Raw genomic sequence first — 26,781 nt, 5'->3', positions numbered from 1 at the left:
ATGCAGTCAGAGAAGAGGCCGGCGGCTACAACACCGGCGGGGCGCGGCGCGCACGGCGCAGGCGCGGGTTGAGGGCGGCGTTGAGCGCGTCGCTCAACAGGTTCAGGGCCAGCACGGTGAGCACGATGGCGATGCCGGGCAGGGCGGTCATGTACCAGCCGGTGCGCAGCGCGTCCCGGCCCAGGCCGATCATCGAACCCCAGCTCACCTGGTTGGGGTCGCCCAGTCCGAGGAAGGACAGGCCCGCCTCCGACAGGATCGCGTTGGCCACCAGCAGGCCGGTGGAGACGATCACCGGCGTCCAGGCGTTGGGCAGGATCTCGCGGAACACCAGGTGCAGGTCGCTCGCGCCCAGGGCGACGCTGGCGCGCACGAACTCGCGCTCGCGCAGCGAGATGAACTCGGCCCGCACCAGCCGCGCGATGCTGGTCCACGCGGTGACGCCCAGCGCGAACACGATGGTGCCGATCGAGGGCGTCAGCACCGCCACCAGGACGATCGCCAGCAGGAAGGCGGGAATGGTCTGGAAGAACCCGGTGACGCGGGTCAATACCGCATCGACCCGGCCGCGGTAGAAGCCGGCCGCGGCGCCCACCGCGATGCCGATGGTCAGCGCCAGCAGGGCCGACGACACGCCCACCAGCAGCGAGACCCGCGCGCCGTGGAACAGGCCCGCCAGCAGGTCGCGGCCCATCAGGTCGGTGCCGAGCGGCGTGGCGGCGTCCTGGCCCGGCCATAGGTAGGGCGCGGCCACCATGTCGAGCGGATCGCCCGGGAACAGCAGGCCCGCGAACAGCGCGGCCAGCAGCACGACGGCCAGCACGCCGCCGCCCAGCACGATCGAAGGTTGCAGGTACCAGCGCTTCATGCCGCCACCGCCTTGCGCGGCGCGGTGCGCACCCGTGGATCGAGCCGCGCCTGCGCCGCGTCGACCAGCGCGTTGGCCAGCACCACCAGCACCGCGCTGAAGAGCAGCACGGCCAGCAGCACCGGCAGGTCGCGGCTCTTGATCGCCTCGAACGAGAGCTGCCCCAGGCCGGGCCAGGCGAACACCGTCTCGACCACGATCGAGCCGCCGAGCAGCGCGCTGCTCTGCAGGCCCAGCATGGTGAGCACCGGCAGCACCGCGTTGCGCAGCGCATGGCCGAAGACCACCCGGCCTTCTCCCGCACCCTTGGCGCGGGCGGTGCGGATGTAGTCCTCCGACAGCGTCTCTATCATCGAGGCGCGCGCCAGCCGGGCATACACGGCCATGTAGTAGATCGACAGGGTGAGCGCCGGCAGCATCAGGTGGTGCAGGTAGTCCAGCAGCAGCCGCGGCCCGGTATGGCCGGCGCCGATCTCGCGCAGCCCGCCCACCGGCAGCCATTCCAGGTGCACTCCGAAGAGCACAACCAGCATCAGCGCGGTCCAGAACATCGGTGCCGAATAGCCGACGGTGGCGAAGGCCGAGATGGCGGTGTCGGCCAGGCCGTGCGGCCGGCGCGCGCAGGCCACGCCCAACAGCACGCCCACCGTCACCGACACCAGGAGCGCGGTGGAGACCAGGGCCAGCGTCGGCCCCAGCCGGTCGAGCACCAGGCCCAGCACCGGCTCGCCATAGCGGAACGAGAAGCCCAGGTCGCCCTGCGCGATGCGGCGCAGGTAGGCGGCCAGCTGCTCGCCCACGCCGCGGTCGAGCCCGTAGAGCTGCCGCAACTGCGCCACGTATTCGGGCGTGACGCTGCTGCTCTCGCTGGCGATCACGTCCACCAGATCGCCCGGCAGGGCCTTCAGCAGCGCGAAGTTGAGCACCGCGGTAGCCAGCACCACGCCGGCCAGTTGCACCAGGCGCCGCATCAAGGCGGTCAGCAGCGGCCGCATGCTATTGCTTCGCCTCGAGCCAGACCTTCGCGAAGTTGTTCTGGCTGTGGTTGAAGGTGTCGGTCACGTTGCGCAGCCGCTTGTCCCAGACGCCGAACCAGCGGAATTCGAACAGTGGCAGCAGCGCCAGGTCTTTCTCGGCCAGCTTCTGGAACTCGCGGTAGATCTCGACCCGCTTTGCGGGGTCGCGCTCGGTCTGCGCGGCTTCCAGCAGGCGGTCGGCCTCGGGGCTTGCGTAGCCCGAGGCGTTCTGCCAGGCGGTGCCTTTCGATTCGGCCTTCGACCAATAGTGCTGCTCCACGCCGATCTGCGGGTCCTGCCAATTGATGCCCCAGGAGCTGACCAGCTGGAACTTGTAGTCGCCGAAGACGTTCTTGGTCCAGGTGGGCAGGTCCTGCGCCCGCAGCGTGACGTCGATGCCGACCGCCCGCAGCGCCTGGCGCACGAACTCGCCGGTGCGGCGGTAGTCGTCGCCGAAGGGGATGAAGTCGTGGTCGAGCTTGAAGCGCCAGCCGTCGGCTTTCTTGGGGTAGCCGGCGGCGTCGAGCAGCGCTTCGGCCTTCTTGCGGTCGAACGGGTACTGCTGGGTGTCGGCGGTGTAGAAGGTCTTGAGCAGCGACGACACCGGCCCGGTGGCCGGCACCGCGTATCCGCCCCAGACCGTCTTGACCAGCGCGTTGCGGTCGATCGCATGCAGGATCGCCTGGCGCACCTCCAGCTTGGCCACGACCGGGTCGCGCAGGTTGGGGATCAGCCACAGCCAGCCGGCGAAGCCGTTGTAGCCCTCCTTGCTCACCACCAGGTGAGGCAGCTTGGCCAGGCGGTCGGCGTCGGCGAAGGTCACCGGGTTGCGTTCGCCGTAGTGCACCGCACCGGTTTCCAGCGCGGTCGCGCGGCCGGCCACGTCGGGGATGATCTTGAAGGTGAGTTTGTCGAGGTAGGGCAGGCCCGGCACCCAGTAGCGGTCGAAGCGCTCCAGCGCGATATGGCTGCCGCGCGACCATTCCTTGAACACGAACGGCCCAGTGCCCACCGGCTTGTTGTTGTACGGGTTGTTCGGGATGTCGGTGCCTTCGTACAGGTGCTTCGGCAGCACCGGCGCGGCCACCACGTCCAGCGCGTTCAGGATCACCGGCGTGGGCTTCGACAGCGTCAGCACCACCGTGTGCGCATCGGGTGCCTCGACCTTCGTCAGGTACTGGAACACCCGTCGCGCGGTGGGTGCGTATTGCTTCCACACCTGTTCGGCCGAGAACTTCACGTCGGCCGAGGTGAACGGCTTGCCGTCGTGCCAGAGCACGTTCTTGCGCAGCAGCAGCCGCACGGTGAGGCCGTCGGCCGACACGTCGACGCTTTCGGCCAGTTGCGGCCGGGGCTTCAGGTCGGGGCCGTAATCGAGCAGGCCGTCGAAGATCTTGCTGACGACGGTGCGGCCCGGTGTGGAGGTGTTGATGAAGAAGGCGAGCGTCGGCGGCTCGGGATGCACCACCGCGTTGACCGCGCCGCCGCGCTGCGCGCCCTCGGTGCCCGGCGGTTGCGCCTTGTCCAGCGCATGGGCCGGGCCGCTCCAAAGGGCCGGCACGCCGGCGCTCGCGGCCAGTGCCGCGGCCAGGTGGAAGACGGTGCGGCGCGGAAGGTGCGTGTCTACGGTTGCGGGCGAAGAAGCATCGGAGCGGATATCGGGCATGGCGGATGGCAGGAGTGGGATGGAAGGAAAAAAGAAGGACGTGAGGGGAAGGCATCGGTGCCGGGGCGGTGGCGCTCCGTGGCCGCGGCCGGCGGGCCGGCGCTGCGGATGTGCCGGTCCGCGCTAGGCCGCGCGCCGCAGCGCCGGCTCAACCGGCGGGGCCGCCTTGGCCGGGGTCATCGCCGTCGGCCCGGCCTGCGCATCCCGCCGCCCTGGTACCGCCGCGATCAGGCTGCGGGTGTAGGGGTGCTGCGGCGCGGCCCAGAGTCCGTGGTGGTCGCCGGTCTCGACGATCCGGCCGCCGTGCATCACCATCACCCGGTCGGCGATATAGCGCACCACCGCCAGGTCGTGCGAGATGAAGAGATAGGCGAGGCCGTAGACCGCCTTCAAGTCGACCAGCAGGTTGAGGATCTGCGCCTGCACCGACACGTCGAGTGCCGAGACCGGCTCGTCGCAGATCACCAGCTCGGGCCGCAGCACCAGCGCGCGGGCGATGCCGATGCGCTGACGCTGGCCGCCCGAGAACTCGTGGGGATAGCGGGCGCGGGCCGAGGCGCCCAGGCCCACGTCGTCCAGGATCGCGCCGATGCGCTGCTCGCGCTCGGCCCGCGCCGTCACGCCGTGGATCGCCAGCGCATGGCCCAGGAGGTCCTCCACCCGGTGCCGCGGGTTGAGCGAGCCGTACGGGTCCTGGAAGATCATCTGCACCCGGCGCCGGTGCGGCAGCAGCGCGCGGGGCGACAGGGCCAGCAGGTCGGTGCCGCCCAGCAGCACCCGGCCGGCATCGGCATCGACCAGCCGGACGATGGCGCGCGACAGGCTCGACTTGCCGCAGCCCGATTCGCCCACCAGGCCCAGCGTCTCGCCCGGCGCGATCTGGAAATCGACGCCGTCGACCGCCCGCACGCCGGCGGGTGCGCCGGGGTAGCGCACGGCCAGGCCCTCGACCGCCAGCAGCGGCGCCGCGTCGGCCGGGCGGCCGCGCGCCGCGCCGGGCGCGCGGCGCGCGGGGCGCACCAGGGTGAAGCGGCCGTCGCTCTCGGGCTGGATCTCGGCCAGCCGGGTCGTTTCGTAGTGCAGGTCCTGCTCCAGGTGCAGCGACGCGCCGAGCAGCCCGCGGGTATAGGCATGCGCGGGCGCCGCGAAGACGCGGGCGGCGGGGCCCTGCTCCAGCTTGCGGCCGCCGTGCATCACCGCCACCCGGTCGGCCCATTGGGCGACCACGCCCAGGTCGTGGGTGATCAGCAGCACCGCCATGCCGCGCTCGCGGCGCAGGTCGTCGATCAGCCGCAGGATCTGGGCCTGCACCGTGACGTCGAGCGCGGTGGTCGGCTCGTCGGCGATCAGCAGCTGCGGGTTGCAGGCGACCGCCATCGCGATCACGATGCGCTGGCGCTGGCCACCCGAGAGATGGTGGGGATAGTCGTCGTAGCGGCGCGCCGCGTCGGGCAGGCGGACCAGGTCCAACAGTTCGACGGCGCACTTGCGGGCGTCGGCCTTCGTCGCCGCGCCGTGCAGCAGCAGCGTCTCGGCCACCTGCCGGCCGACCGGCAGCAGCGGGTTGAGCGAGGTCATCGGCTCCTGGAACACCATGCCGATCGCGCGGCCCCGCAGCCGGGTGAGCGCATGTTCGTTCAGCGCCAGCAGGTCCTGCCCGCCGAAGTGCACCGTGCCGCCGACCTGCGCATGCGCCGGCAGCAGCCGCATCAGCGCCAGCGCGGTGGTCGATTTGCCGCAGCCCGATTCGCCAACCAGCGCCAGCGTCTCGCCCGCCCGGATTTGCAGATCGAGTGCGCGCACCGCATGGTGGCCGTCGAAGCGCACGTCGAGGCCGCGCACGTCGAGCAGGGGTGCCGGCGCAGCGGCAGGAGAAGGGGAAGCGGCGAGCGAGAGCGAAACGGACATGGGGTGCATTGCACCGTTCGCGGCGCCCGCTGCCCACGAATTTTTTCGACCATGCTTAGTCGCTGACCGGTTTTGGCGCGAGGGGACCCGTGCCGGTCGGCCGGGCTACGGCGTGGCGTCGATACGTTGTGGCGCAGGCCGGCGGTAGCGGAAGCAAGCGGCCGTGTGGTCGTCGACCATGCCCACCGCCTGCATCCAGGCATAGGCGATGGTGGGCCCGACGAACTTGAAACCGCGGCGCTTCAACTCCTTCGACACCCGGGCCGAGAGGTCGGTCGATGCGGGCACGGTGTGCCCGTCGCCCTGCAGCACCTGTCCGTCGGTGAAGGACCAGCAGAAGGCGGCGAAGTCCTCGCCGCGCGCGGCCATCTCGCAATAAATGCGGGCGCCGTGGAGGGTGGCCTCGATCTTCGCGCGGGAGCGGATGATGCCCGCATCGGCCATCAGCCGCGCGACGTCGTCGGCACAGAAGCGCGCGACCCGCTCGGGATCGAACCCTGCGAATGCCGCGCGAAACGCGACCCGCTTGCGCAGCACGGTGATCCACGCCAGGCCAGCCTGGAAGCCTTCGAGCATCAGCGATTCCCACAGCGCCCGCGGGTCGTGCGTCGGCACGCCCCATTCGTGGTCGTGGTAGGCCCGCATCTGCGGATCGGAGCCGGCCCAGGCGCAGCGGGGGCAGGAGTCGAGGTGGGCATGCATGGCTTTTCCGGTAGGTGAAGGGCGGCGGGTGGGCTTTGCAGGCCCTCGCAACCGCGTTGACAGGGGTTGTAAATGAAAAATATTCTCATCTAGAATGTCCGCTCCGACGCCTGCCGGCTTCCCATCCACCGGACGGAGCACCATGAACCAGCCGCCTGCCGATACCCCCAGCGCCACGCGCGAGTACGCCGCGCTTGCGCGCCAGTATGGCCGTTCGCAGGGCCGGTGCAGCGAGCTGCTGGTCGCGCAGGCCCGCGCCATCGCGCGGCTGGAGGCCGAGGCGGTGCGGCTGCGCGCGGCGGTCGTCGTGCGCGACACGGCGCTCGCCTTCGCCCACGAAGACCGGCTGCGGGCCGAGGCCGCAGTGCCTGGCCTGCCGCGCCGGCTGGCGCTGGCCCGGCGGGGCGAGGCGCTGGTGGAGCGGGTGCAGCGGCTGATGCGCGAGCGGCTCGGCTGGCAGGTACGCGCGGGGCGGTTGCCGGATGCTGCGGCGCCCGGTCCTGGCACGGTGCCTGCGGCGACGCCGGTCGCTGCCGACCTTCACCGCAAGGCGGTCCTCTGCATCGGGCCCGATGCGGACGATGCCACCGCGGCGCAGCACCTGGTCGAACGCGCGGGCGGCCAGTTCCTGCACCACGGCGGCAGCGACCAGGACGATGCCGAGGCGCTGGAAGCCAGCCTGATCGCCGCCGACCTGGTCATCTGCCAGACCGGCTGCGTCGGCCACGGTGCCTACTGGCGGGTGCAGGACCACTGCCGCCGCACCGGCAAGCAATGCGTGCTGGTCGACCGGCCCCAGACCATCGAGTGGATGCGGGCGGGCGGCCAGTCCGAGGCGGCCGACGCGTTGCACCGCTGACACGGCCGCACCCGCACGCCGGGCGCGGCGGCCCATAACCGCGGGACACGCGGTTTGCGCTTTCTTTACGAACCGTCCACCGCAACTCCATGCCGGCCGGCGGGCCGCGGGCGCACACTGGCGGCCCCGACATGGCCCGCCCGGCCACCGGTTCCGTCGGGCGGCAGGCCGGCCTGCTGCCGCCGGTGCCGCACCGGAGTTCCGCATGCCTTCCTTGACCGATACCTCCTTGTCCCGCCGCACGTTGCTGTGCGCTGCCGCCGCCGGCGCGGGCCTGTCCGCCGCGGGTTGCGCGGCGCCGGGCACCGCGCCCAGTGCCGACGGCAGCGGCGCGGCACTGACCGCCAGCGACTGGCGCTGGCTCAACCGGGTCAACTTCTGCGCGGACGAGGGCGATGCGCGGCAGCTGCAGACGCTGGGGCGCAAGGCCTACCTCGACCGGCAGCTGGCACCGCCGGCGCAGGATCCGCCGGCCCTGGCCGCCGCCATCACCGCGATGCCGGTCGCGCAGCAGAGCGCCGAGCAGCGGCTGCGGTCGGCGCGCGCCGAGCAGCGCCGCATCAACACGCTGGCGGACGAGGACGAGAAGCAGGCGGCCCGCACCGCCCTCAACCGCGCCAACAACGAGGCGGTGCAGGACACCACCCGCCGCCACCTGCTGCGGGCCCTGCAGTCGCCCACCCAGCTGCGCGAGCAGATGACCTGGTTCTGGATGAACCATTTCAACGTCTATTCCGGCAAGGGCAACGTGCGCTGGACGCTGGGCGAGTACGAGGAGCGCACGGTGCGGCCCCTGGCGTTCGCCCGCTTCGACACGCTGGTGCTGGCCACGCTGCGGTCGCCGGCGATGCTGGAGTACCTCGACAACGCCCAGAGCGCGGTCAACCGCATCAACGAGAACTACGCCCGCGAACTGATGGAGCTGCACACCCTCGGCGTGGCGGGCGGCCCCAGCGGCTCGCGCTACACCCAGCAGGACGTGCAGGAGCTGGCCCGGGTGCTGACCGGCGTGGGCATCGACAACGACGGCCAGCCGCCGCGGCTCCCACCCCAGCGCCAGGCGCTGTACCTGCACGAAGGCCTGTTCGAGTTCAATCCGGCCCGGCACGATTTCGGCGCGAAGACCGTGCTGGGCCAGCGGATCGAAGGGCGCGGCTTCGGCGAGGTGGAGCAGGCCGTCGAACTGCTCTCCCGCCAGCCGGCCACCGCACGTTTCGTCTCGCACAAGCTGGCGGCGTACTTCGTGGCCGACACGCCGCCGCCCGCCCTGGTCGACCGCATGGCGCAGCGCTTCGAGCGCTCGCGCGGCGACGTCGCCGAGGTGCTGCGCACGATGTTCCTGTCGCCCGAGATGGAGGCCGCCCTGGCCGCAGGCGGGCCGCACAAGTTCAAGGACCCGTTCCAGTACGTCGTCTCGTCGCTGCGCCTGGCCTATGCCGAGCGGCCGATCGGCAACCTGCGGCCGGTGATCGGCTGGTTGAACCAGCTGGGCGAGCCGCTCTACGGCCGCATCTCGCCCGACGGTTATCCGGCGTCGGAGGCGGCGTGGGCCAGCTCGGGCCAGATGGTCAAGCGCTTCGAGATCGCCCGCGCGATGGGCGCCGGCCAGGCCGCGCTCTACACCGACGACGACGGCAAGCCGCTGCCGCGCACCGGTTTCCCGGTGCTCGCCACCCGCAGCTACTACCGCTTCGTCGAGCCGACGCTCGGCCCCGCGACCCGCACCGCGCTGGCGCAGACCGCGTCGCAGCCCGAATGGAACGCGGTGCTGCTGTCGTCGCCCGAGTGGATGACCCGATAAACCGAACGAGCGCCGAGGCGCGAGGAGCATGCGATGCAAAGACGAGAACTCCTGCGGCGCCTGGGCTGCGCCGGGCTGGCGCTGGCGGGGCCGGCGATCGGGTCGCGCGCCTATGCGCTGCCGGCCCAGGCCGATGCGCGGTTCCTGCTGGTGTTCCTGCGCGGCGGGTACGACGCGGCCAACGTGCTGGTGCCGGCGGGCAGCGATTTCTACTACGCCTCTCGGCCCACCATCGCGATCCGCCGGCCGGCTGCGGGCGATGCGGCGGCCGATCCGCAGGCCGCCGTCGCACTGCCCGGCGCCGAGGGCGGCTGGGCGCTGCATCCGGCGCTGGCCGGCGGCGTGCTGCCGCTGTGGCAGCGGCGGCAACTGGCCTTCCTGCCCTTCGCCGGCACCGAGGATCTCTCGCGCAGCCACTTCGAGACGCAGGACGGCGTCGAGGCCGGGCTGCCGATGCCGGGCGACCATTCCACCGCCGCGGCCGATCCGGCGCAGCGCGGCACCGGCTTCCTCAACCGCCTGGCCGGCGCGATGGGCGGGCGCGCCGCGCCGGTGGCGTTCACCGACGGCCTGCCGGGCGTGATGGCCGGCCCGCAGAACGTGCCCAACGTCTCGCTCAAGGGCACCGGCCGCACGCCGTTCGACGCGCGGCAGACGGCCCTGCTGGCGCAGATGTACCAGGGCACCCGTTTCGAGCCGGTGATCGCCGAAGGCTTCGAGCTGCGCAGGACGGTGGCCGAAGAGGCGGAGGCGCTGCAGAAGCGCACGGCCGCGTCCGCCGCCGGGCCGGCCGCCGGCATGGCGCCCGACATGGCCGCCCGCAACCAGGAGATGGAGGCCGCCAATCGCCGCGCGCTCAGTGCCAGGGGTTTCGAGCTGGAGGCGCGCCGCATGGCGGGGCTGATGCGCGACCGCTTCAACCTGGGCTTCATCGACGTCGGCGGCTGGGACACCCACGTCAACCAGGGCGGTGCCCAGGGCCAGCTGGCCAACCTGCTGGGCAACCTGGGCAGCGGCATCGCCGGCTTCGCCGAGGAGATGGGGCCGGCCTGGGACAGGACGGTGGTGGTGGTGGTGTCGGAGTTCGGCCGCACCTTCCGCGAGAACGGCACCCGCGGCACCGACCACGGCCACGGCAGCACCTACTGGGTGGCCGGCGGCGCGGTGCGCGGCGGCCGGATCGTGGGGGAGCAGGTGGCGGTCGCGCCCGGCACGCTGAACCAGAACCGCGACTTTCCGGTGCTCAACGAATACCGCGCGGTGATCGGCGGGCTGTTCGGGCGCATGTATGGGCTGGATGCCGGCCGGCTCGCCCAGGTGTTCCCAGGCGTGCGGCCGGTCGATCTAGGGCTGGTGTAGCCGGTGCTATCGAAAGAATAGCTGGTGGCCGGCGCCGTACGCCGGCCACAGGCACTTTTCATTGAAATCCGGCCTGCCGGCGGCGGGCCACCCGCAGCAGGGAACCCGTGGATCCGGCTGTGCCGGGCCACCGGGTTCGCCCCTGGAGGGGCAGCGCCGAAGGCGCACCGGGGGGCGCTAAATACTGAAGTGGTGCATGCCGAACATGCCGTTCCTGCGGTCGGCGAAGTACAGCTGCAGCGTGTCGCGCACGGTACGGAAGGCGATCTCGTCCCAGGGGATTTCTTCTTCGGCGAAGAGCCGTGCCTCCATCGTCTCGTGGCCCGGGTCGAAGATATCGGACAGCAGCTGAGCCCTGTAGAAGAAATGCACCTGGCCGACGGCGGCCACGTTGATCACGCTGAAGAGCGGGCCCATCGCGATCCGGGCGCCGGCCTCCTCGTCGGTCTCGCGCTCCGCGCCGCCTGCGGTCGTCTCGTCGAGCTCCATGAAGCCGGCGGGCAGCGTCCACTTGCCCTTGCGCGGCTCGATGTTGCGCTTGCAGAGCAGCACCCGGTCGTCCAGGTGCGGCACCGTGCCGACCACGTTGAGCGGGTTCTCGTAGTGGACGGTGTGGCAGGCCGGGCAGACGGCGCGCAGCTTGGTGTCGCCGTCGTCGGGGAGGCGGTAGACCACGGCGGTGCCGCAGTTGCGGCAGTGGCGGATCGGGGTGCGCTGGATCATCGGCGGCTGCGGTGCGGTCAGACGACCTTGACGCTGAGCGTGCCCAGGCCGGCCACGCCGCCCTCGAGCACGTCGCCCGCCACCACGGCGGCCACGCCCTCGGGGGTGCCCGAGTAGATCAGGTCGCCGGGCTGCAGTTCCCAGGCGGCCGACAGGTGCTCGATCGTCTCGGCAATGTTCCAGATCAGCTTGGCGACGGTGCTGCGTTGGCGGTCTGCGCCGTTGACCTTCAGCCAGATCTCGGCGCGCTCGATGTCGCCGGCCTGCTCCTTCGGCAGGATCGGGCCGATCGGGGCGCTGTGGTCGAAGCCCTTGCCGATGCTCCAGGGGCGGCCCTGCTTCTTCATCTCGTTCTGCAGGTCGCGGCGGGTCATGTCGAGCCCGACGGCGTAGCCGAACACATGGTCGAACGCGTCGGCCGCGGCGATGTTCTTGCCGCCCTTGCCGATCGCCACCACCAGCTCGATCTCGTGGTGGAAGTTCTTCGTCAGGCTGGGGTAGGGCAGGCTGCCGGTCTGGCCTTCGGGCACCACCAGGGCCGCATCGGCCGGCTTCAGGAAGAAGAAGGGCGGCTCGCGGCCGGTGAAGCCCATCTCCTTGGCGTGCTCTTCGTAGTTGCGGCCCACGCAGTAAATGCGGTGCACCGGGAACTGTTCGGGACGGCCGGCCACCGGGACGGCGACGGGTGCGGAAGGTGCGAAGACATAGCTCATGCGAAATCCTGGAGGTTTCTGGAAAAGCGGTGCGGGATCGGGGCTGTGCGTGCCGGCGCGGGGACCGCCGGTGGCGCGGGCGCCGTCCGGCAGTGTGCCACCGTGGCGCGCTCAGGCCTGTCCGGTCGGCGCGGCCAGGCGGAAGTGCTCCACCACCGGCGGCGCCGCGAAGAACGGGCCGACGATGGCGCGCCATTCGGCGAACAGCGGCGAGTTGCGAAAGCCCACGGTGTGGTCCTCCAGCGTGTCCCATTCGATCAGCAGCAGGTAGCGCTCGGGCTGTTCGACGCCGGCCTGCAGCGCGCCGCGGCGAAAGCCCTTGGCGCGCGAGATGACGGTGGCCAGCCCGCGGTGCAGGGCCTCCTCGAAGGCGGCCTGCTGGCCGGGGGCGATGCGGATGTCTGCGTGTTCCAGGATCATGGGAGATGCGGGCGCGGCGCCCGGAGGGTGGAGGGACGGGGCGGCTATGCTGGTCGCCCGGGTTGCAAACTCTACCGCCACTTCGCCCTCCATGACGTCTCCACTTCCCGCATGCCCGTCCGACTGGATCGTGCCCGACTGGCCGGCGCCGCCCGGCGTGCGGGCCGTCTTCACCACCCGGGCCGGTGGCGTGTCCGAAGGACCGTGGGGGTCGATGAACCTGGGCGATCACGTCGGCGACGCTCCCGCGTCGGTGGCCGCCAACCGCGCGCGGCTGGCGCAGGCGATCGGCGCGCAGCCGTTCTTTTTGCAGCAGGTGCACGGCACGCAGACGGCGGCGCTCGACGGTGCCGACCCGGACGACGTTCCCTGCGCCGACGCCTGCATCGGCTCGCGGCCCGGCCGGGCCTGCACCGTCATGGTCGCCGACTGCCTGCCGGTGCTGCTGACCGACCGCGCCGGCCGGCAGGTCGCGGCGGCGCACGCGGGCTGGCGCGGGCTGGTCGACGGGGTGCTGGAGGCGGTTCTGGAGCGTTTCGGTGCTCCAGCCGGCGCTGCAGGCCGGCCTCCAGCTATGGATTTGATAGCGTGGCTCGGTCCGTGCATCGGGCCGGAGGCATTCGAGGTGGGCGACGAGGTGCGGGCCGCGTTCGTCGCCCGGCAGCCGTCGGCCGCCGACTGCTTCAGGCCGGTGGCCGGCTCGTCCGGCAAGTGGCGGGCCGACCTGGCCGGCCTGGCGCGGCAGCGGCTCGCGGTGGCCGGCGTGCAGGCGGTCCATGGCAACGACGGCGGTGCGGGCTGGTGCACCGTGTCGAATCCGTCACGCTTCTTTTCGCACCGGCGGGACGCCGGGCGGCTCGGCAGCAGCGGGCGCATGGCGGCCTGCATCTGGCGCGTCTGACGATGTGGGAGAACCTGCTGCGCGACCCGATTGCGCAACTGTGGTCCTCACCGTACCGACGTACGGCTCCGGTCCTCGCCGCACACTCGGGCTGCTCGCTACGGTTCTTTCACATCGTCCTGTGCCGGCTGCGATGCGGCCTTCTCCAACTCTTCGGCCTCTCTGCGCTTGATCGCCCGGCGGCGCGCGGGCGATCCCATCAGGTAGACGACGATCCCCATCGGCAGCAGTCCGTACAGCACGAAGGTGACCAGCGCGCCCAGCAGGCTGCCGTTGGAGGCGGTGGCCTCGGCGGCGGCCATCATCAGGGTCACGTACAGCCAGGCGATGACGACGAGGTACATGGCGCTTTCTTATGGGGGTGGGTGGCGGTCGGTGCGCCGCGTCTGCAAGAATGCGGGCGTGCGGATTCGCTTCACGCCATAACGAGGAGACAGCATGGATTCTGGACCAGGCACGGCTACGGGAACCGGCGCGTCCGGCGCGGGTTTCGCGCAGGACCTCGCCGCACAGTGGCAGGCACTGTGGCGCAACGCCGCCGGCGCGGCGCAACCGCCGGGCGGCACGCCCGGCCCGGTGCCACGGCTCGACCCGCAGAAGCTGCAGGCGCTGCAGAAGGAGTACCTGCAGGGCATGACCCAGCTCTGGGGCGCGGCGGGCGAGGCCGCCGGCACCGCGCAGGACCGCCGCTTCTCCAGCGAGGCGTGGGCCCGCAGCCCGGCGGCGCAGGGCGCGGCCCGGCTGCACCTGCTCAACACCCGGGTGCTGTCGGGCCTGGCCGACGCGGTGCAGGCCGACGAAAAGATCCGCGCGCGGATCCGCTTCGCGGTCGAGCAATGGGCGGCGGCCACCGCCCCCAGCAACTTCATCGCCTTCAACGCCGACGCGCTGCAGACGGCGCTGGACACCCAGGGCGAGAGCCTGGCGCGCGGCCTGAAGAATCTGGCCCACGACCTGCGCCAGGGCCATGTGAGCCAGACCGACGAGAGCGGCTTCGAGGTGGGCCGCAACGTGGCCACCACCGAGGGCGCGGTGGTCTTCGAGAACGATTTCTTCCAGCTGCTCGAGTACAAGCCGCTCACCGCCAAGGTGCACGCCCGGCCGCTGCTGATGGTGCCGCCCTGCATCAACAAGTACTACATCCTCGACCTGCAGCCCGCCAATTCGCTGATCCGCTACGCGGTCGAGCAGGGCCACCGCACCTTCGTCGTCAGCTGGCGCAACCCCGACGCGTCGATGGCCGAGGCCACCTGGGACGACTACATCGAACACGCGGTGATCCGCGCGATCGACCTGGTGCGGGACATTGCGGGCCAGGACAAGGCCGGCGGCAAGATCAACGCGCTGGGCTTCTGCGTGGGCGGCACGATGCTCGGCACCGCGCTGGCGGTGCTGGCGGGGCGGGGCCACAAGCCGGTCGCCTCGGCCACCTTCCTCACCACCTTTCTCGACTTCAGCCAGACCGGCATCCTCGACATCTTCATCGACGAGGCCTTCGTCAGGATGCGCGAGGCGCAGATGGGCCAGAAGGGCCTGCTGGCGGGCCAGGAACTGGCCTCGACCTTCAGCTTCCTGCGGCCCAACGAGCTGGTCTGGAACTACGTGGTCGGCAACTACCTGAAGGGCGACACGCCGCCGCCCTTCGACCTGCTGTACTGGAACAGCGACGCCACCAACCTGCCCGGGCCGTTCTACGCCTGGTACCTGCGCAACACCTACCTGGAGAACCGGCTGGTGCAGCCCGGCGCGGCCACCGTCTGCGGCGTGCCGGTGGACCTGAACACGGTCGACGTGCCGGCCTACGTCTACGGCTCGCGCGAGGACCACATCGTGCCGGTCGGCGCGCAGGGTGGCGGCGCCTACGGCTCGACCCAGGTGCTGCCGGGCCCGTGCCGCTTCGTCATGGGCGCGTCGGGCCACATCGCCGGCGTGATCAACCCGCCCGCCAAGAAGAAGCGCAGCCACTGGGTGCGCGACGACGGCCTGCTGCCGGCCACCCATTCCGAGTGGCTGGCCGGTGCCGAGGAGCGGCCCGGCAGCTGGTGGGACGACTGGGCCCGGTGGCTCGCCGGCCACGCCGGCCGCATGGTGGCCGCGCCTGCCGGCTACGGCGATGCCGACCACCCCGCCATCGAACCCGCGCCCGGCCGCTACGTGCGCCAGAAGGCCTAGTTCCCGAAGAACCGAACCGCGCCGCACCGGCGCAGAACCCTTTCACCCGAAGACCCCCAAGGAGCATCCCCATGGAAGACATCGTCATCGTCGCCGCCACCCGCACCGCCGTCGGCAAGTTCGGCGGCTCGCTCGCCAAGATCCCGGCCACCGAGCTGGGCGGCACCGTCGTCCGAGAACTGCTGGCGCGCAGCAAGCTCGAAGCCGGCCAGGTCGGCGAAGTGATCATGGGCCAGGTGCTGGCCGCCGGTGCCGGGCAGAACCCCGCGCGCCAGGCGCTGCTGAAGGGCGGCCTGCCGCACGCGGTGCCGGGCCTCACCATCAACGCCGTCTGCGGATCGGGCCTGAAGGCGGTGATGCTGGCGGCCCAGGCCGTCGCCACCGGCGACAGCGAGATCGTGATCGCGGGCGGCCAGGAGAACATGAGCGCGTCGCCGCACATCCTGCCCAACTCCCGCGACGGCCAGCGCATGGGCGACTGGAAGATGGTCGACACCATGATCGTCGACGGCCTCTGGGACGTCTACAACCAGTACCACATGGGCATCACCGCCGAGAACGTGGCCAAGCAGTACGGCATCACCCGCGAGCAGCAGGACGCGCTGGCCCTGGCCAGCCAGCAGAAGGCCGCCGCGGCGCAGGACGCGGGCTACTTTAAGGCCGAGATCACGCCGGTGCACATTCCCCAGCGCAAGGGCGATCCGGTGGTGTTCGACGCCGACGAGTTCATCAACCGCAAGACCAATGCGGACGCGCTGGCCGGCCTGAAGCCCGCGTTCGACAAGGCCGGCGGCGTGACCGCCGGCAACGCCTCGGGCATCAACGACGGCGCCGCCGCGGTGATGGTCATGACCGCCAGGAAGGCCGCGGCGCTGGGCCTGACGCCGCTGGCCCGCATCGCCAGCTACGCCACCACCGGGCTCGATCCGGCCATCATGGGCATGGGCCCGGTGCCCGCTTCGCGCAAGGCCCTGGAGCGCGCCGGCTGGAAGCCCGGCGACCTGGATCTGCTGGAGATCAACGAAGCCTTCGCCGCGCAGGCCTGCGCGGTGCACAACGAGATGGGCTGGGACACCAGCAAGGTCAACGTCAACGGCGGTGCGATCGCCATCGGCCACCCGATCGGCGCATCCGGTTGCCGCATCCTGGTGACGCTGCTGCACGAGATGCAGCGCCGCGACGCGAAGAAGGGCATCGCCTCGCTGTGCATCGGCGGCGGCATGGGCGTGGCGCTGACGGTCGAGCGCTAGAAGCGCGAGGGAACCGGCTGCGCCGGCCTGTCGAGCGGCTGAGGCCCTCGCCGCACGTTCGGGCTGCTCGCCACGGCTCCTTCTCGCCTTGCACCGAGTGGTGCAGGGCCGACAAAAAAAGCCGCGCTGTTGCGCGGCTTTTTCCTGGCGCGTTGCCGCCTAGCGCAGCGCCACCAGGGTGCCGCGTGGCGCCAGCGCCATCGGCGACAGCACGGGCGCATCGTCGTCGTCGAGCTTGAACTCGCCCACGGCGCGCTGCAGTTCGGCGGCCTGCTGCGACAGGGCCGTCGCGGCGGCCGCTGCTTCTTCCACCAGCGCCGCGTTCTGCTGGGTGACCGTGTCCATGTGGGCCACGGCATGGTTCACGTCCTCGATGCCGGCACTCTGGTCGGCCAGCGCGGCCGAGATCTCGCCGAGCAGGCCCGAGACCTGCTGCACGCCCTGCACGATCTCGCCCATGGTGGTGCCGGCCTGGCCCACCAGACGCGATCCGCTGTCGACCTGCTGCACCGAATCGTCGATCAGGCCCTTGATCTCCTTGGCGGCGGTGGCGCTGCGCTGGGCCAGGCTGCGCACTTCGCTCGCCACGACCGCGAAGCCGCGGCCCTGCTCACCGGCACGCGCCGCCTCCACCGCGGCGTTGAGCGCCAGGATGTTGGTCTGGAACGCGATGCCCTCGATCACCTGGATGATGTCGACGATCTTGCGCGAGCTGGCGCTGATCGCCTGCATCGTGTGGACCACCTCGCCAACCACCGTGCCGCCGCGCGAGGCCGTCTGGGACGCCGCGGTGGCCAGCTGGCTGGCCGAGCGGGCGCGCTCCGCGTTCTGTCGCACGGTGGCGGTCAGCGTCTCCATGCTCGCTGCGGTTTCTTCGAGCGACGCGGCCTGGTCCTCGGTGCGCTTCGAGAGATCGGTGTTGCCGGCGTCGATCTGGCGGGAGGCGACCGCGATCTGGTCGGTCGAGCCCTTGATCCGGGTGACCAGGTCGGTCAGGGTGTCTTCCATGTTGCCGAGCGCGCCCAGCAGCCGGCCGAAATCGCCGCCGCGCTCGGTCGCGAACTCCTGGCTCAGGTCGCCCGAGGCGACCGTCTCGGCGATCAGGATCGCCTCGTCGAGCGGCGGGCCGATGCTGCGCGCAATGCCCCAGGCCGACAGCACGCCGACCAGCACCGCGGCGGCGCCCAGCACCAGCATCCACGTCCGGGCCGTGCCGCTCGCGCCGGGCTGGGACACGCCCACGGCGACGATCGCTACGACCAGCAGCAGCACGACGGCGTAGCCCAGGGCGAGGCGAAGTCCGACCTTCATATTGTCGAGTGACACGGTGTTGGCTTTCTGGGGGAGGGGGAGGGAAAAGGCGGTGGGACGGCAACCGAGCAGCCGGGCCGCGGGGGCATCCGCAGGCCGTATGCGGGCCGACCAGTATAGAAATGAAAGATGTCAATACGCTGTCGCCGGCGCTTGGTGTTTCCCCTGATCGGATAGGCCCGGAGCGGGTGGCGTTCTTGGGTACAGTGCTTGCATGGCGAACGGTTTCCCCGGCGTGGGTTCATTCAGGAAGGCAAACGACATGGTCAAAAACAGAGTGGCATATGTGACGGGTGGCATGGGCGGCATCGGAACCGCGATCTGCCAGCGGCTGCACCAGGAGGGCTACACCGTCGTCGCCGGCTGCGGCCCCACGCGCGATTTCGACAAGTGGCTGGCCGAGCAGAAGGCGCTCGGCTTCACCTTCTACGCATCGGTCGGCAACGTCGGCGACTGGGATTCGACCGTCGAGGCCTTCTCCAAGGCCAAGGCGGACCACGGCAGCATCGACGTGCTGGTCAACAACGCCGGCATCACCCGTGACCGCATGTTCCTCAAGATGAGCCGCGACGACTGGGACGCGGTGATCGAGACCAACCTCAACAGCATGTTCAACGTCACCAAGCAGGTCGTGGGCGACATGGTCGAGAAGGGCTTCGGCCGCATCATCAATATCAGCTCGGTCAACGGCATGAAGGGCCAGGCCGGCCAGACCAACTACTCGGCGGCCAAGGCGGGCATGCACGGCTTCTCGATGGCGCTGGCGCAGGAAATGGCGACCAAGGGCGTGACGGTCAACACGGTGAGCCCGGGCTACATCGGCACCGACATGGTCAAGGCGATCCGCCCCGACGTGCTCGACAAGATCGTGTCGACCATCCCGGTCAAGCGCCTGGGCGAGCCGGGCGAGATCGCCTCGATCATCGCGTGGCTTGCGTCCGACGAGGGCGGCTACACCACCGGCGCCGAGTTCGCGGTCAACGGCGGCCTGCACATGCACTGAAGTCGCGCAGCGCACACCACGGAACCCGCTTCGGCGGGTTTTTTTATGCCTGCCGCGACCGGAAGCGGGCGGGTTCCGAACGACCTGTCGGTGGCTGGAATTCCGGGTTATTCACCCGGGTTCGCCGGGCGTTGCGGTTATAAGAGACCACACGCCGCCGGGCCGCTATTCGATGCCGCCCCGCACCCATCGCCCGCCCCCCGACACGGAGTCCGCCCGCCGATGCCCCACAGCGTCTCGCTCATCAACACCATCGCGGCCGGACTGGGCCTCGCGCTCGTCCTGGGCTTTCTCGCGACCAAGGCGCGGCTGCCCGCGCTGGTGGGCTACCTGCTGGCGGGCGTGATCATCGGTCCGTTCACCCCGGGGTTCGTCGCCGATGCGGAGATCGCCGCGCAACTAGCCGAGATCGGCGTGATGCTGCTGATGTTCGGGGTGGGCCTGCATTTCTCGCTGGACGACCTGTTGACGGTGCGACGCATCGCGCTGCCCGGTGCGATCGTACAGATCGTCGTGGCGACGCTGATGGGCATCGCCCTGGCCACGTGGTGGGGCTGGAGCTTCGGCGCGGCGCTGGTCTTCGGTCTGACGCTTTCGGTCGCCAGCACGGTGGTGCTGTTGCGGGCGCTGGAGACGCTGGGCATCCTCGACTCGTTCACCGGCCGCATCGCAGTGGGCTGGCTGGTGGTCGAGGATCTAGCGATGGTGCTGGTGCTGGTGCTGCTGCCGCCGCTCGCGGGGGCTTTGGGTGGGACCGGCGAGGCGACCGGCACCGAGGAACTGCTCAGGACGCTGGGCTGGACCCTGCTGCAGGTGGCGATCTTCGTGGCGCTGATGCTGGTGGTGGGCCGGCGCGTATTCCCGTGGATCCTGTGGCAGGTGACCCGCACCGGGTCGCGCGAGCTGTTCACGCTGTGCGTGGTGGCGGCGGCTGTGAGCATCGCGTTCGGCTCCGCCGCGCTGTTCGGCGTGTCGTTCGCACTCGGGGCCTTCTTCGCCGGCATGGTGATGCGCGAATCCGAGTTCAGCCACCGGGCGGCGGAAGAATCGCTGCCGTTGCGCGACGCGTTCGCGGTGCTGTTCTTCGTGTCGGTCGGCATGCTGTTCGATCCGCGGGTGCTGGTCGACCGGCCGCTGCAGGTGCTGGCGGTAGTCGCGATCATCATCGTGGGCAAATCGATCGCCGCGGCCGGGCTGGTGCTGGCGTTCCGCTACCCGCTGCACACCGCGCTGACGGTGTCGGCCAGTCTGGCGCAGATCGGCGAGTTCTCGTTCATCCTGGTCGGGCTGGGCGCCTCGCTCGGCCTGATGCCGCCCGAGGGGCAGAGCCTGGTGCTGGCCGGTGCGCTGATCTCGATCGCGGTCAATCCGCTGGTCTTCAAGGGCATCCAGCCGATCCAGCAGTGGCTGCTGGCCAGGTCGGCACTTGCGCGCAAGCTAGAACAGCGGGACGATCCGCTGGCCGAGTTGCCCACCACCACCCACGCGCGCTACCTGGCGCAGCAGGTGGTGCTGGTGGGGTATGGCCGTGTCGGCCGGCGCATCGCCGCGGCTCTCTCGGCCCACGAGATTCCTTACGTCGTCGCCGACGAGAACCGCGCGGTGGTCGAACGCCTGCGGGAAGAGGGCATCGCCGCCGTCTCGGGCAATGCGGCGGAGCCTTCAGTGCTGATCCAGGCGCACATCGCACGGGCCCATATGCTGGTGATCGCCACCCCCGACTCGATGGACGTGCGCCAGATCATCTCGACCGCCCGTACGCTGAATCCCGATATCGAAGTGGTTGTGCGGATGCACAACGAGGAAGAGACGCAGCTGCTAGAGCAGGAGCATGTCGGCAAGGTCTTCCTGGGCGAGCAGGAACTGGCCCACTCGATGACGCAGCACGTGCTGGACCACGCGGCGAAACCGCCGGCCCGGCACGCCTGACGCCGCGCTGAACGCTCCTGCTGAAGGGGGCTTCGTCCGCCCGCAGGCTGCGTCTGGACGTATGCCGGATCGATGTTATTTCAGGTCTTCGATCACCAGCGTCCGGTACTTCTGCGCCAGGGAGAAAGGCACCTTGCGTACGACCTCCATGGCGCGTTCCGTCTCCTCGGCCGATTCCGCACGTATGACCAGGCCGTGGTGGCCCTTCGATGCAAGTTCGTCGAATGCGCGGACGGTGGCGCCCTCGGTGCCGACGGAGGGCAAGGGAATGTCGGCACCGTCGTCGGTGCGGCTGATCTCGCGGCGCGTGGTGGCCGGGTCGACGGTGAAGACCTCGTCGGCGGTGAACCCCGCTTCCAGCAATGCCTCGCCCGTCGACTGCGCATCCGCGGCTTCGGGAAACATCACCACCATGTGGCCCTTGGGATAGAACACGCCGCCCATCGTCAGCATGTCGGGATCGAGTACGAACTTTCTCATGGGATGCTCCTTGCCTCGTGGGCTCTTGTCGGTTGCGGTCGGGTAAAGCCGAGACTAGCGGCAAGCGTTTCCCGTCCCTGTAGGACGAACCCACCGCAACGGGGGGGGAACCCCGGTCGGGTTTGCGCGGAACGCCGGCCGGTGCCCATCTCCCTGGCCGAACTACGGCTGAATCTCTTCGAGCCGCAGGCCCGGTGGACTGACGACCCGCGCGGTCGCGGCGAGCGATTCGATGACCCGGTTGGCGAAGAAGCTGTTCTGCGTGTCCGGCTCCAACGCCGCCATCGCCAGCGGCGCCAGCGGCTGGCTCAGCGGCACGTAGTAGCTGCCCGGTGGAACGTCGACCAGGGTGCGGGCCAAGGCCACGTCGACCCGCACGACCTCGCCGGCCCCGCCGTCGGCGATGGCGCCGCGCACGTCCTGGCGGACGGCCGATTGGCGTGCGGTTTCGCGGTAGGTGTCCATCAGCAGGGAGCTCTGCTCCGAGACCTTGAACACCTGGATGCCGAGCAGCCTGAGCTTGTCGACCGCGTCGGCCGCCGAGGCGGACAGCCAGTAACCGCAGGGCCGCTTGCGCGTCTTGACGGTGCGCAGCACCAGCGAGTTGTTCCACTCCACGTCGACCGTGCGGTCCGCACCGGTGTCCGGATCGAGCATCACCAGGTTGTGGCGGCCGGGCGTCGGCGCGGCTTCGACCACCGCGTCGTCCCGGCAACTGAGTGCGCTGACGTCACGGTCGACGAAAGAGCGCAGTTGCTTCAGGTCGTCGGCACGTGCCGCAGTGCTCTGCAGCACGCTCGCCATCGCGGTGACATGGGTGTGTACCCGGCGCTGGATCTGCAGCCGGCCGATGCCCACGCCGCGCGTCTCCAGCAACAGGCTCACCGTGTTCTTCAGGCCGTTGACGTTGCGGCCGGTGTCGGGCTGGGTGCCGCCCATCGAGACGCGCTTGTCCTCGGGGTCGGTGGAAGTGGTGTAGTACCACTCGTTGCTCAGGCCCTGCCGGTTGAGCGCGGTGACCAGCGGACGGCGGAACCATTCCTCCGACGCCTTGGTCACGAACTCGGGCAGATTGGCCACGGTCGCGTACTGCAGCAGGCCGTCGAAGCGCTGCACCGCGCCGAACTTCTGCAGGAAGCGGCCGACCACGGTGTACTCGTGCGCATCGACCACGACCATCGGGCGGTAGTCGCGCACCAGCCGTGCCAGCGCCTGCGCCTCGGGCGTGCGGAGCACCAGGTGGTCGCGGTTCATGTCGATGCCGTTGGCGGTGACGCGGGTGCCGGCCTCTGCGCCGTCGGGGTTGGCGCGCGGCAGCACGATCACGTTGATCCGGCCCAGCAGCGGCTCCAGCAGGCCCTGGGAGGCTTCACGCGCGATGACCATCAGTGCCTCGCTGCCCGCGGGCTCGTCGCCATGCTGCTGGCCCACCAGCAGCACGGTCGGGCGACCGTCGGCGAGCAGCGTCGACGGCTCCGTGTTGGCCGAACGCGTGATGACCAGCGCATCGATCGACTCGCCGCGCTGCGACCGGCCGATCGGCAGCAGCCCGGCGCGGATCGCACCGGCCCGCGATGCGGTGGCCGACAGGTTCTGCATCCAGGCGGCCAGCTCGGCATTGGTGGTGAAACTGCGCCTGTCGGGCTGCAGCCCGGGCGTGCCGTAGCGGACGGCGGGGTCGGGAAAACGTGCGGCGACGGCCTCCGAGTAGGGCAATGCGTCGGCGCTGCCTTGCAGCGGCACGACGGCGACTGGGGCATCCGCGGGTGGCGCGGCCATCGAGGGCGTGGGCGCGACCGGCGTGACGACGGCTGCGGAAGGCGCCGGTGCCATGTCCACCACCGCAGGCGCCGCAGGCCGTACCACCGCCGGAACCGGGCGGGACGTGGACAGATCCCGGGGCGGCTGCCACGGCGGCAGGGGCGTGGAGCCGCATGCCGCGAGCAGCAGTGCCACCGGTGCCACGAGCGCCAGACGGGGGATACGGCACGCAATGGATCCGGCAGAGGCCTCTTGCTGAGGAACTCTTGCGCGACCGCTGGAAAAATGATGGGGTCGACGCATGGAAGTCTCCTCGGAATCGATGGGGGCCAGGGCGCCGCATGGGCAGCGAGCACCTGCGGCCGGGAATGCGCAGCATATTAATGCGAGCGTCGATGGCTTTTGTTACGAAGCCCGCTCGCGAATCTGCCGATTGCGCGGTTTGGCCGAAAGGACGTTCCACCCGGCCGAAGCTCCAAGGCGGACCTTTGCCGGACAATCGACCGCTTTCCCGCAGTTCTCCGTTTTCGAGATGAAGCCCGCCTATCCCCTGTTGAATACCGCCGGCAAGGTCGTGTCCGTGGCCCCGATGATGGACTGGACCGACCGCCACTGCCGCTATTTCCACCGTCTGCTGAGTCGCCGTGCATTGCTCTACACCGAGATGGTGACCACCGGTGCGCTGCTGCACGGCGATGTGCCGCGCCACCTGCGCTACGACCCGCAGGAGCATCCGCTCGCACTGCAACTGGGTGGCAGCGAGCCGGCCGATCTGGCCAAGGCCGCACGGCTCGGCGAGGACTGGGGCTACGACGAGATCAACCTGAACTGCGGCTGCCCGTCGGAGCGGGTGCAGCGTGGAGCCTTCGGTGCCTGCCTGATGAACGAGCCGCGGCTGGTGGCCGACGGCGTCAAGGCCATGGTGGACGTGGTGGATGTCCCGGTGACGGTGAAGCACCGGATCGGCATCGGCAGGGTGGAAAGCTACGACTTCGTGCGGGATTTCGTGGGGACCGTCGCGGAGGCGGGATGCAACGTGTTCGTCGTGCATGCGCGCAACGCGTGGCTCGAAGGCCTCAGCCCGAAGGAGAACCGCGACATTCCCCCGCTCCGGTATGCGGTGGTGCGCCGGTTGAAGCAGGACTTCCCGCAGCTGACGGTCGCCGTCAACGGGGGAATCACCACGGCAGCACAGATCGCGGAACAGTTGACGGTGCTGGACGGCGTGATGGTGGGGCGCGAGGCCTACCACAACCCCTGGACGCTCACGGAATGGGACGCGGCCTTCTACGGCGCTGCGAGCTTCGCCGAGACACGCGAGTCGATAGAGGATGCGATGGTGGAGTACATGGAGCGGGAAGCGGCGGAGCACGGCACGCCGTGGCACTCGGTCGCTCGCCACATGCTGGGCCTGCGGCACGGCCTTCCCGGCGCACGGCGCTGGCGACAGGTATGGAGCGACCACCGGCTGAAGACGTGCGGCGCAAGAGAGGTGCTGGCAGAGGCGCGCCGGCTGGAGCGATCGCTCGCGTAGATCAGCGCCGCTCGGGACCCAGCCCCGGTTCCTCAGCCGCGCAGTGCGCGAGCCCTGCGCATGGCCGCTTCGATCATGGCGCGCTTGGGATCGATGGGGAGGGCAGGTTGTTTTGCCGCCGCCATACCATCCGAGGCGACAGCCGCAGCAGGGCCGGCCTGGTCGGTGCGTTCCTTTCCGGCGGGCGGCGTTCTTCCGGCCGTATCGTTATCACGCCCTTTGCTCGTGCTTCTTTGCTTATGCTGCCGGTAGCGCTCCAGCGCCACCGCGGCTTGCGCCGACGACCAGGCATCCCAGCCAACCGCAGTGCCGGTCACCGGAACCATGGCGATGCAATCGACGGGGCAGGCCGGTACGCACAACTCGCACCCGGTGCAATGGGCCGGCACGACAGTGTGCATGCGCTTGTTGCGGCCCAGGATCGCGTCGGTCGGACAGGCATCCAGACACAGGGTGCAGCCGATGCACCACGACTCGTCGATCACTGCCAGCTGCCGCGGCCCTTCTTGTCCATAGGCCGGGTCCAGCGCGGTGACGGGCAAGCCGGTGACGGCCGCCAGGCGCGCGATGCCCTCGGTGCCGCCGGGCGGGCACCGGTCGATGCCGGCCGCGCCGTCGGCGATCGCCTGGGCATAGCCGCGACAGTCCGGGTATCCGCAGCGTGTGCATTGCGTCTGGGGCAGCACGCTGTCGATGCGGTCCACCATGGCCGACACTACCGTGGCGTCCGCTGGGTCCACCTCCCGTCCGCTCACGCAGGTTTGGAGCGGGTGCGTTTGGCCGCGGGATTTTTGGCAGCGGGTGCGACGGCCACGGTGGTCACCGCCGTCTTGCGGGAAGGTGAACGGCGCACTGCTGCCACCGCGCGCTGGGCCGCCGGCAGGGCTGCGACCGCCGCCGTGGTCTTCGCGGCCGCCTTGGTCTGTTCGTCGTAGCTCGCGATGAACGCGCGGACCTTGGGGTACACCAAGTCGCGCCAGCGCCTGCCGCTGAAGATCCCGTAGTGGCCGGCACCCTTCACCTCGTAGTGCTGCTTGTGCTTCTCAGGCACGCCGCTGCACAGGTCGTTGGCCGCGGCGGTCTGGCCCGAGCCCGAGATGTCGTCCAGTTCGCCTTCGACGGTGAGCAATGCGGTGGTGGAGATGGCCGAAGGCTGCACCAGCTCGACCGTGCCGTCGACACTTTTCACGTTCCACGCGTTGTTGACCAGAAGAAAATCCTGGAACACGGTGCGGATCGTCTCGAGGTAGTAATCGGCGTCCATGTCGAGCACCGCGTTGTACTCGTCGTAGAACTTGCGGTGGGCTTCGGCGCTGGCGTCGTCCCCCTTCATCAGATCCTTGAAGTAGTCGAAGTGGCTCTTCGCATGCCGGTCGGGGTTCATCGCCACGAACCCCGTGTGCTGCAGGAATCCAGGGTAGACACGCCGGCCCGCGCCCGGAAATCCTTCAGGCACCCGGTAGATCACATTGTTCTCGAACCACTCGTAGCTCTTGTTCATCGCCAGGTTGTTGACCGAGGTCGGCGATTTGCGTGCGTCGATCGGACCGCCCATCATGGTCATCGACAGCGGCGTCTTCTCGCCACGCGCTGCCATCAGCGACACGGCGGCCAGCACCGGCACCGTCGGCTGGCAGACGCTGACCACGTGGCAGTTTCCATAGGAGGCCTGCAGGTGGCGGATGAATTCCTGCACGTAGTTGACGTAGTCGTCCAGATGGAACTCGCCGTCGGCCAGCGGTACCAGGCGGGCGTTCTTCCAGTCGGTGATGTAGACCTTGTGGTCCTGCAGCATCGTCTTGACGGTGTCGCGCAGCAGGGTGGCGTAGTGGCCCGACAGCGGCGCCACGATCAGCACCACCGGCTGCTCCTTCAGCTTGGTGAGCACCGCAGGGTCGTCGGTGAAGCGCTTGAAGCGGCGCAATTCACAAAAGGGGAGGTCCAGGCGAATGTCCTCGTGGATGACCACGTCCACGCCGTCGACCGGCACCGTCTTGATATCGAACGTCGGTTTCTCGTAGTCCTTGCCCAGCCGGTGCAGCAGATCGTAGCCTGCCGAAATCCGCTGCGCGAACGGCGATTGCCCGATCGGCGTCAGGGGGTTGCTGTACATCTTGGACGCTGCGAGCGCAAAGTCCGCGAACGGTTCCATCAAGGAACGCTGCGCTTCGTAGAACTGGTAGAGCATTGGGGACACCCGTAAATGTTGCACTGCAATGTAGCACCCGCCCATTGCCCACGGAATATGCTTTTACCTAGCCATATGCTGGTGTAAGACGGGGCGCCCATCGTCGGAGCGGGCTGGAGCTACTGGGTGATTTATCGACCGGTGCGAGGCAGTCTGAAGGACGGCGACGGTCCATGCAACGCTGGTCGATCAGCGCTTCAGATGCGAAACAAGCTAC

23 protein-coding genes are annotated in these 26,781 nt (G+C 69.9%); 9 read left to right on the top strand and 14 right to left on the bottom strand.

All coding sequences use genetic code 11. The features are described from left to right. Positions 1-25 precede the first annotated feature (25 nt). From ASE76_RS01350 to ASE76_RS01330, 5 genes are all read right to left on the bottom strand, one after another. Entirely contained in the window at positions 26-868 is an 843-nt protein-coding gene (locus tag ASE76_RS01350) for an ABC transporter permease (protein WP_055833579.1), read from the bottom strand. After that, entirely contained in the window at positions 865-1,863 is a 999-nt protein-coding gene (locus ASE76_RS01345) for an ABC transporter permease (protein ID WP_055833576.1), read from the bottom strand. The genes ASE76_RS01350 and ASE76_RS01345 overlap by 4 nt, the downstream gene beginning before the upstream one ends. A 1-nt stretch (position 1,864) precedes the next feature. Next, the gene (locus tag ASE76_RS01340) at positions 1,865-3,550 is read right to left on the bottom strand and encodes an ABC transporter substrate-binding protein (RefSeq protein ID WP_055833573.1); all 1,686 of its coding nucleotides are present in this window, start codon (positions 3,548-3,550) and stop codon (positions 1,865-1,867) included. A 123-nt stretch (positions 3,551-3,673) separates the two neighbouring features. Further along, entirely contained in the window at positions 3,674-5,458 is a 1,785-nt protein-coding gene (locus tag ASE76_RS01335) for an ABC transporter ATP-binding protein (RefSeq protein WP_055835431.1), read from the bottom strand. A 105-nt stretch (positions 5,459-5,563) separates the two neighbouring features. Then, positions 5,564-6,160, bottom strand: coding sequence for a DNA-3-methyladenine glycosylase I (locus ASE76_RS01330; RefSeq protein ID WP_055833570.1), 597 nt, complete (start codon positions 6,158-6,160; stop codon positions 5,564-5,566). A gap of 142 nt (positions 6,161-6,302) precedes the next feature. Here ASE76_RS01330 and ASE76_RS01325 point away from each other — a divergent pair, with 142 nt between their 5' ends. From ASE76_RS01325 to ASE76_RS01315, 3 genes are all read left to right on the top strand, one after another. Next, on the top strand, positions 6,303-7,019 hold the full coding sequence (locus ASE76_RS01325; protein ID WP_055833567.1) for a DUF2325 domain-containing protein: 717 nt from the start codon (positions 6,303-6,305) through the stop codon (positions 7,017-7,019). Between the two features lie 205 nt (positions 7,020-7,224). Then, a complete protein-coding gene (locus ASE76_RS01320) occupies positions 7,225-8,820 on the top strand; it encodes a DUF1800 domain-containing protein (RefSeq protein WP_055833563.1) in 1,596 nt (531 codons plus the stop codon). Between the two features lie 33 nt (positions 8,821-8,853). Continuing rightward, positions 8,854-10,179 (top strand): DUF1501 domain-containing protein, encoded by a 1,326-nt coding sequence (locus ASE76_RS01315; protein ID WP_055833561.1) that lies wholly within the window; start codon positions 8,854-8,856, stop codon positions 10,177-10,179. 177 nt (positions 10,180-10,356) lie between these two features. Here the strand turns inward: ASE76_RS01315 and ASE76_RS01310 are convergent, their stop codons facing one another. From ASE76_RS01310 to ASE76_RS01300, 3 genes are all read right to left on the bottom strand, one after another. Continuing rightward, entirely contained in the window at positions 10,357-10,902 is a 546-nt protein-coding gene (locus tag ASE76_RS01310; RefSeq protein ID WP_055833558.1) for an NUDIX hydrolase, read from the bottom strand. 17 nt (positions 10,903-10,919) lie between these two features. Continuing rightward, entirely contained in the window at positions 10,920-11,615 is a 696-nt protein-coding gene (locus tag ASE76_RS01305; RefSeq protein ID WP_055833554.1) for a fumarylacetoacetate hydrolase family protein, read from the bottom strand. A gap of 111 nt (positions 11,616-11,726) precedes the next feature. Continuing rightward, complete coding sequence (locus tag ASE76_RS01300; protein WP_055833551.1) at positions 11,727-12,035, bottom strand: antibiotic biosynthesis monooxygenase; 309 nt, start codon at positions 12,033-12,035, stop codon at positions 11,727-11,729. 91 nt (positions 12,036-12,126) lie between these two features. Between ASE76_RS01300 and pgeF the strand changes: the two genes are divergently transcribed. Further along, positions 12,127-12,936 carry a peptidoglycan editing factor PgeF gene (pgeF, locus tag ASE76_RS01295; RefSeq protein ID WP_055833548.1) on the top strand — a complete coding sequence of 270 codons (810 nt, stop codon included), beginning with the start codon at positions 12,127-12,129 and terminating at the stop codon, positions 12,934-12,936. Between the two features lie 98 nt (positions 12,937-13,034). Here the strand turns inward: pgeF and ASE76_RS01290 are convergent, their stop codons facing one another. Continuing rightward, the gene (locus ASE76_RS01290; RefSeq protein ID WP_055833545.1) at positions 13,035-13,280 is read right to left on the bottom strand and encodes a hypothetical protein; all 246 of its coding nucleotides are present in this window, start codon (positions 13,278-13,280) and stop codon (positions 13,035-13,037) included. Positions 13,281-13,374: 94 nt separating this feature from the next. Here ASE76_RS01290 and phaC point away from each other — a divergent pair, with 94 nt between their 5' ends. Continuing rightward, positions 13,375-15,108 (top strand): class I poly(R)-hydroxyalkanoic acid synthase, encoded by a 1,734-nt coding sequence (gene phaC / locus ASE76_RS01285; protein ID WP_055833542.1) that lies wholly within the window; start codon positions 13,375-13,377, stop codon positions 15,106-15,108. Positions 15,109-15,179: 71 nt separating this feature from the next. After that, positions 15,180-16,358, top strand: a complete 1,179-nt coding sequence (locus ASE76_RS01280) for an acetyl-CoA C-acetyltransferase (protein ID WP_055833539.1) — start codon at positions 15,180-15,182, stop codon at positions 16,356-16,358. Between the two features lie 159 nt (positions 16,359-16,517). Here ASE76_RS01280 and ASE76_RS01275 read toward each other — a convergent pair whose 3' ends face one another. Further along, the gene (locus ASE76_RS01275) at positions 16,518-17,684 is read right to left on the bottom strand and encodes a methyl-accepting chemotaxis protein (RefSeq protein WP_369793347.1); all 1,167 of its coding nucleotides are present in this window, start codon (positions 17,682-17,684) and stop codon (positions 16,518-16,520) included. 247 nt (positions 17,685-17,931) lie between these two features. Between ASE76_RS01275 and phbB the strand changes: the two genes are divergently transcribed. Together phbB and ybaL are read left to right on the top strand one after the other, a co-directional pair. Beyond that, the gene (gene phbB / locus ASE76_RS01270; RefSeq protein WP_055833534.1) at positions 17,932-18,672 is read left to right on the top strand and encodes an acetoacetyl-CoA reductase; all 741 of its coding nucleotides are present in this window, start codon (positions 17,932-17,934) and stop codon (positions 18,670-18,672) included. Between the two features lie 222 nt (positions 18,673-18,894). After that, entirely contained in the window at positions 18,895-20,601 is a 1,707-nt protein-coding gene (gene ybaL, locus ASE76_RS01265) for a YbaL family putative K(+) efflux transporter (RefSeq protein ID WP_055833531.1), read from the top strand. Between the two features lie 75 nt (positions 20,602-20,676). Here the strand turns inward: ybaL and ASE76_RS01260 are convergent, their stop codons facing one another. Next, positions 20,677-21,081 carry a hypothetical protein gene (locus ASE76_RS01260; RefSeq protein WP_055833528.1) on the bottom strand — a complete coding sequence of 135 codons (405 nt, stop codon included), beginning with the start codon at positions 21,079-21,081 and terminating at the stop codon, positions 20,677-20,679. A gap of 162 nt (positions 21,082-21,243) precedes the next feature. Beyond that, complete coding sequence (locus ASE76_RS01255; RefSeq protein WP_055833524.1) at positions 21,244-23,145, bottom strand: M14 family metallocarboxypeptidase; 1,902 nt, start codon at positions 23,143-23,145, stop codon at positions 21,244-21,246. Between the two features lie 229 nt (positions 23,146-23,374). Between ASE76_RS01255 and dusA the strand changes: the two genes are divergently transcribed. Then, on the top strand, positions 23,375-24,376 hold the full coding sequence (gene dusA / locus ASE76_RS01250) for a tRNA dihydrouridine(20/20a) synthase DusA (protein WP_201781817.1): 1,002 nt from the start codon (positions 23,375-23,377) through the stop codon (positions 24,374-24,376). 32 nt (positions 24,377-24,408) lie between these two features. On the opposite strand, the gene rsxB is transcribed toward dusA, so the two are convergent. Continuing rightward, positions 24,409-25,083: an electron transport complex subunit RsxB gene (gene rsxB, locus ASE76_RS01245; protein ID WP_055835425.1), complete on the bottom strand. Its 675-nt coding sequence runs from the start codon at positions 25,081-25,083 to the stop codon at positions 24,409-24,411. A gap of 44 nt (positions 25,084-25,127) precedes the next feature. Further along, entirely contained in the window at positions 25,128-26,564 is a 1,437-nt protein-coding gene (locus ASE76_RS01240; protein WP_055833520.1) for a polyhydroxyalkanoate depolymerase, read from the bottom strand. Positions 26,565-26,781: the final 217 nt, after the last annotated feature.

The sequence above is a fragment of the Xylophilus sp. Leaf220 genome, assembly GCF_001421705.1.
In the GTDB taxonomy this organism is placed as follows: Bacteria; Pseudomonadota; Gammaproteobacteria; order Burkholderiales; family Burkholderiaceae_C; genus Xylophilus.
This window is presented reverse-complemented; position numbering and strand designations above follow the sequence as displayed.